The sequence below is a fragment of the Moorena sp. SIO4A5 genome, assembly GCF_010672005.1.
Taxonomy (GTDB): Bacteria; Cyanobacteriota; Cyanobacteriia; order Cyanobacteriales; family Coleofasciculaceae; genus Moorena.
The window spans coordinates 1-5270 of record NZ_JAAHHZ010000315.1; the positions used below are offsets into that span (position 1 = coordinate 1).

Annotated in this window: 4 protein-coding genes; 2 read left to right on the forward strand and 2 right to left on the reverse strand. The window is 46.2% G+C overall.

Annotated features, from left to right (window positions below; all coding sequences use genetic code 11):
• A partial coding sequence (locus tag F6K57_RS35895; protein WP_293072840.1) for a 6,7-dimethyl-8-ribityllumazine synthase occupies window positions 1-251 on the reverse strand: 251 nt, incomplete at its 3' end.
• A 61-nt stretch (window positions 252-312) separates the two neighbouring features.
• Window positions 313-501 (reverse strand): photosystem II reaction center protein PsbZ, encoded by a 189-nt coding sequence (psbZ, locus tag F6K57_RS35900; RefSeq protein ID WP_070394766.1) that lies wholly within the window; start codon window positions 499-501, stop codon window positions 313-315.
• A gap of 328 nt (window positions 502-829) precedes the next feature.
• On the opposite strand from psbZ, the gene F6K57_RS35905 reads away from it, so the two are divergent.
• On the forward strand, window positions 830-3883 hold the full coding sequence (locus F6K57_RS35905) for a CBS domain-containing protein (protein ID WP_293018938.1): 3054 nt from the start codon (window positions 830-832) through the stop codon (window positions 3881-3883).
• A gap of 41 nt (window positions 3884-3924) precedes the next feature.
• Window positions 3925-5082 carry a histidinol-phosphate transaminase gene (locus tag F6K57_RS35910; RefSeq protein WP_293072844.1) on the forward strand — a complete coding sequence of 386 codons (1158 nt, stop codon included), beginning with the start codon at window positions 3925-3927 and terminating at the stop codon, window positions 5080-5082.
• Window positions 5083-5270 lie beyond the last annotated feature (188 nt).

Genomic DNA, 5270 nt, shown 5'->3' on the forward strand with positions numbered 1-5270 from the left:
CCCAAGCAAATCACTGCATCATAACGACCGCTAAGAGCAGCTTGGCGAGCCATCAATGAAATTTCAAAGCTACCCGGTACCCAAATATAGTCAACTTGAGTACCTTGGGGATTGGGATCAATGCCATGGCGTTTTAAGCAATCTTTACACCCCTCTAAGAGTTTACCTGTCACTAGGTCATTAAAGCGACCAATGATAATCGCAAACCTCAGGGAGGTAGATGACGTAAAATTTCCCTCGAAAACTGCCATGACTATCGTTCTAAAGGCTGATTACAGTAATAATTTAGGTCTAGCTGAGGGCAATTATAACCTAAACCACCAAAAAGTTGAGGGCACCGACTAGAAGCACTAGAAGCACCCAGACCCCTGAACCAAGCCAAAGCAAGCGTTTTGATTGCTCCCAGTTCTGAGGTGTGGCATAAGCTACTGGTACACCGACTACCAAGACAAATGACAATAGGACTAGAGCAGTGAGTAATAGTTGGAATATAATAGTCATTTTCTGTGCTGATACCTTGACGCTAAACTTTCCTAAAACTTGTTTAAAACAGGCTAATGCCTAGCTAAGCACTATAGATTCTACCAGATGGTTTTACCTTTTCTGCCAAAATTTGTTGCAATCAATGCGGTTTGAACTTTCCGATCCAGGTGATGAGTGCGAGGAGTGTGGGGAATGCGAGGAGTGTGGGGATAGGGAATAAAGGGTTAAAAAAGTGTAAACTATTGATAGATTAATAGCATCAATAAAGTCAAAAGGGAGAGATGGGGAGATGGCCAGATGAAATTGATGTTTAGCCTTAATTTCCAGAATTGGTAGACTAATCACTATGGATCTGATTTTGTGTCATACCACTGCTGACTTTGATGCCCTAGGAGCAGCTGTAGGACTGACTCGCCTCAAGCCAGGAGCCAAAGCTGTACTAACTGGGGGGACTCATCCGGCTGTAAGAGATTTTTTGGCACTGCATCGGGATGAGTATGCCCTGATCGAGCACCGCTCTGTACAATTGGCTCAGATTAATTCCGTAATTATTGTAGATACTCAAAAACGCGATCGCTTAGGGAAAGCAGCTGAGTGGTTAGACTTACCACAGTTAAAGGCTATTGAAATTTACGACCATCATCCCGTACCCCAAACTGATATCCAGGCTACCTATACACAGATTGAACCTGTCGGAGCAACCACCACCTTAATTGTGGAGCAATTACAGCAATCCCAAATCCAGTTAACTACTGCTGAAGCCACGGTGATGGCATTGGGAATCCATGTGGATACAGGTTCCTTGACCTTTGACCAGACAACACCAAGAGATGGGGCTGCTTTGACCTGGTTAATGGAGCAGGGAGCTAATCTGCGGCAGATAGCTCAGTATGTTGAGCCAGGGCTATCTCCTCAATTGGAAAAATTATTTAGGCAATCTCTAGACCTTTTGCAGCGACAAACCCACTTGGGTTACACCATTTCTTGGGTATTCCTAAAGACTCCTGGGCATGTGCCTGGCTTATCCAGTTTGGCATCACGCTTACTAGAAGTAACTGAAAGCGATGCCCTGCTTTTGGGGGCTGAGTATAAACGAAAGTCCAAAGGGGAAACCTTACAACCGGCAGATTTACCAGTTGTAAGGTTTCAGGTTGAAGGTTATTCACCGTTGCCGGTTGGCGGTTTAACGGTTGAAGGTTCTGGAAATTATTATAACAAGCAAAATTTCAAAATACAACCTCCAAGCCAAAATAACCTTGAAACTCAATCCCAGACTAACTTTCAACCAAATAACCTTCAACCAAATAACCTTCAACCAAATAACCTTCAAGCAAATAACCTTCAACCAAATAACCTTCAACCAAATAACCTTCAACCTTCAACCGACACTAACCTACCCTACTCGAAGGCCAAGGGTGAACAACTGTCAACCTCAGTTACAAAGCTGACTATAATTGGGCGGACGCGAATTGAGGGGACGGATTTGAACCAGTTGTTGCAACCCCTAGGAGGGGGTGGACATTCCCAAGCCGCTGCGGTTACCTTACGAGACTGTGATGCCCAGACAATCCTAGAGCAGCTGGTCAACCAACTAAAAGACCAAATTCCCCAACCTCTGACCGCTCGGGATTTAATGTCCTCCCCCGTGCGCACCATTCGCCCCAATACCAAGATTAAGGAAGCCCAGAGAATTTTGTTGCGCTATGGTCATTCGGGGCTTTCAGTAGTAGATAAACTAGACCAGCTGGTGGGAATTATCTCTCGAAGAGACCTGGATTTAGCCTTGCACCACGGTTTTGGCCATGCCCCAGTCAAGGGCTACATGACGAAGGATGTTAAGACCATTACTCCGGAAACCTCGATGGCAGACATTCAGTCCTTGATGGTGACTTACGATATTGGGCGTTTACCCGTTCTAGAGGATGGGCAACTAATGGGGATTGTGACCCGCACTGATGTATTGCGGCAACTGTTTCAGGAAGAGTTGAAGGTTAAGCAGTTGAAGGTTGATGGGTCAAACCTGAAACCGGCTAACCTGAAACCGGCTAACTTAAAACCTCTGTTGGCTTCGCCCCTATGGGAACTTCTGACCATAGCTGCCGAGAAAGCTCAGGAGCGGGGTTGGCATCTGTACCTAGTTGGGGGAGCTGTCAGAGACTTGTTACTAGCGGATGGGAAAAAGCAACTACTCCTAAATGATATAGACTTGGTTGTCGATGGCTTTAACCGCTCAGCGGATGCGATCGCAGGAGTCACCCTTGCCAAGGAACTCCGTAAAATTTACCGTAAGGTGCGCTTGGAAGTACACGGGTCTTTTCAAACCGCTGCCTTGCTATGGCATAATGACCCGACATTTGGCTCCCTTTGTGTAGATATTGCCACTGCTCGTACCGAGTTTTATCCTTATCCCGCCGCCAATCCTCAAGTCGAAGCTAGTTCCATTCGTCAAGACCTTTACCGCCGAGACTTTACCATCAACGCCATGGCGGCAAGGCTGACAAAGGTTAATCCCCAATCTCAATTGCCCCTGTTGGACTTTTTTGGGGGTATGTTAGATTTGCGATCGCAAAAAATTCGAGTCCTACACGCCAATAGCTTTATTGAAGACCCAACCCGAATCTATCGAGCCGTAAGGTTTGCGGTGCGATTGGGATTTGACATTGAACCCCAAACCAAGGAATATATCCACTATGCCATTGAGAGTGGGGTATATCAGCGCACCCTAGCCGAAAACACCAAAGTACCAGCACTCCAAACCCGACTCAAAGCAGAACTTAACTATATGTTGCAAGCCCCCTACTGGCAACCAGCATTGCAGTTATTGTCCTCATTGGGAGCGTTGCAGTGTCTTCATCCTACCCTGACCCTAGATAAACCATTATGGTGGCGAGTGCGTTTGGTTGGGCGCTGGCTACAGAGATTTGACCCAAAGCAAACCTTAAGGCACTGGCAGATGCGTTTGGAAGTATTAATTGCTGATCTAGCACCAGACGAACGGGTTAAGGTAGCCAAGAATTTACAGTTGCCCGTAGACAGTGTTGAGCGTCTTGAAAAACTTGAGGGATGGCAAGCTGATATCCTAGAATCTCTAACAACATGCCAGCTCAACAGTCAAATCGTCCACATGTTGCGCGAGTATAAATTACCTACCTTAGTATTGATTGGGGTGTATAGTCCTAGAGCGATCCGACGTAAAATTTGGCAGTATCTCACCACTTGGAGGCATGTTAAACCACCACTGGATGGCAATGATCTCAGAACGTTAGGCTATAAGCCAGGAGCACAGTATCGGGAAATTCTGGATGCACTCTTAGACGCCACCCTAGACAGGGTGATTCAGGATCAGGCTGAGGCTAAAGCATTTCTGGCAATACACTATCCACCTCTTGAGAAAGAATAAGGTAAAAGGTAACAAAGCAAACCGACAACATAGAACAGATAATGCTAGAATTCATCCGGTCAGATCTAGCCGAATTAACGGCCTACACACCTCATCCTGGGGGCGAGGAAGGGAAAACACCAGAATCAACTGTTCCCCTAGATCGCCTGGATACTAATGAATGTCCCTTTGACTTACCAGGAGAGTTAAAGGAAAAATTAGCTTGGAGCTATCAACAGCTGATTCAAGCTAATCGATATCCCGATGGCGGACATGAGGAACTCAAAAATGCGATCGCAGAATACGTTAACGAATCGGCTGCCCTAGAAAAGGTAGTAACAGCAAACCAGATTTCCGTAGGCAACGGTTCCGATGAACTAATTCGTTCTATCTTAATTGCCACCTGCTTAGGAGGAGAAGGCTCGATCCTAATCGCTAATCCCACCTTCTCGATGTATTCTATACTCGCACAGACCTTAGGAATACCAGCAGTGAGTGTAGGGCGTCGCGAAGAAAACTTTGAAATCAAGATCGACGATGCCCAAGCAGCCATTGAACAGACCGTAACAGAAACCTCGACCCAACGACCACCAATACGAGTAGTATTTGTGGTTCATCCTAACTCTCCCACCGCCAACCCCTTGACTCCCCAGGAATTAGAGTGGTTGCGTGGTCTACCAGAGAACATTTTAGTGGTTATTGATGAAGCCTACTTTGAATTCAGCCAAGCCTCAGTAGTCTCAGAATTAGCCGACCATCCCAACTGGATAGTATTGAGGACATTTTCCAAAGCATTTCGTTTAGCCACTCACCGTGTTGGTTATAGCATCGCTCACCCAGAACTAATTGCTGCTCTGGAAAAAATTCGCTTACCCTACAACTTACCCAGCTTTTCCCAAGCTGCTGCTATACTCGCTCTCAATCACAGACAAACTCTGCTAGCATCAATTCCCGAGATTATCGCCGAGCGAGATAAGTTACTAAAAGCCCTATCAGAACATCCAGCCTTACAGGTTTGGCCAAGTGCTGCCAACTTCATCTACCTGCGTCTAGCACAATCCGGTAACGAGTCTACTAGCAAAGACCTGACTCAGGTAACTCAGGCTATGAAAGATCAAGGCACCCTATTACGTCATACTGGAGGAGGATTGCGGATCACCGTGGGCTCTCCTGAGGAGAATACTCGTACATTGCAACGACTACAAGCAGTTCTCGCCTAATTTACTTATACCCTAATTTACTTATACCAAGTTGCGGTCAAACGTACAACTTTCTCTTCCGCCTATCTCCCTATCTCCCTATCTCCCTATCTCCCTATCTCCCTATCTCCCTATCTCCCTATCTCCCTATCTCCCTATCTCCCTATCTCCCTATCTCCCTATCTCCCTATCTCCCTATCTCCCTATCT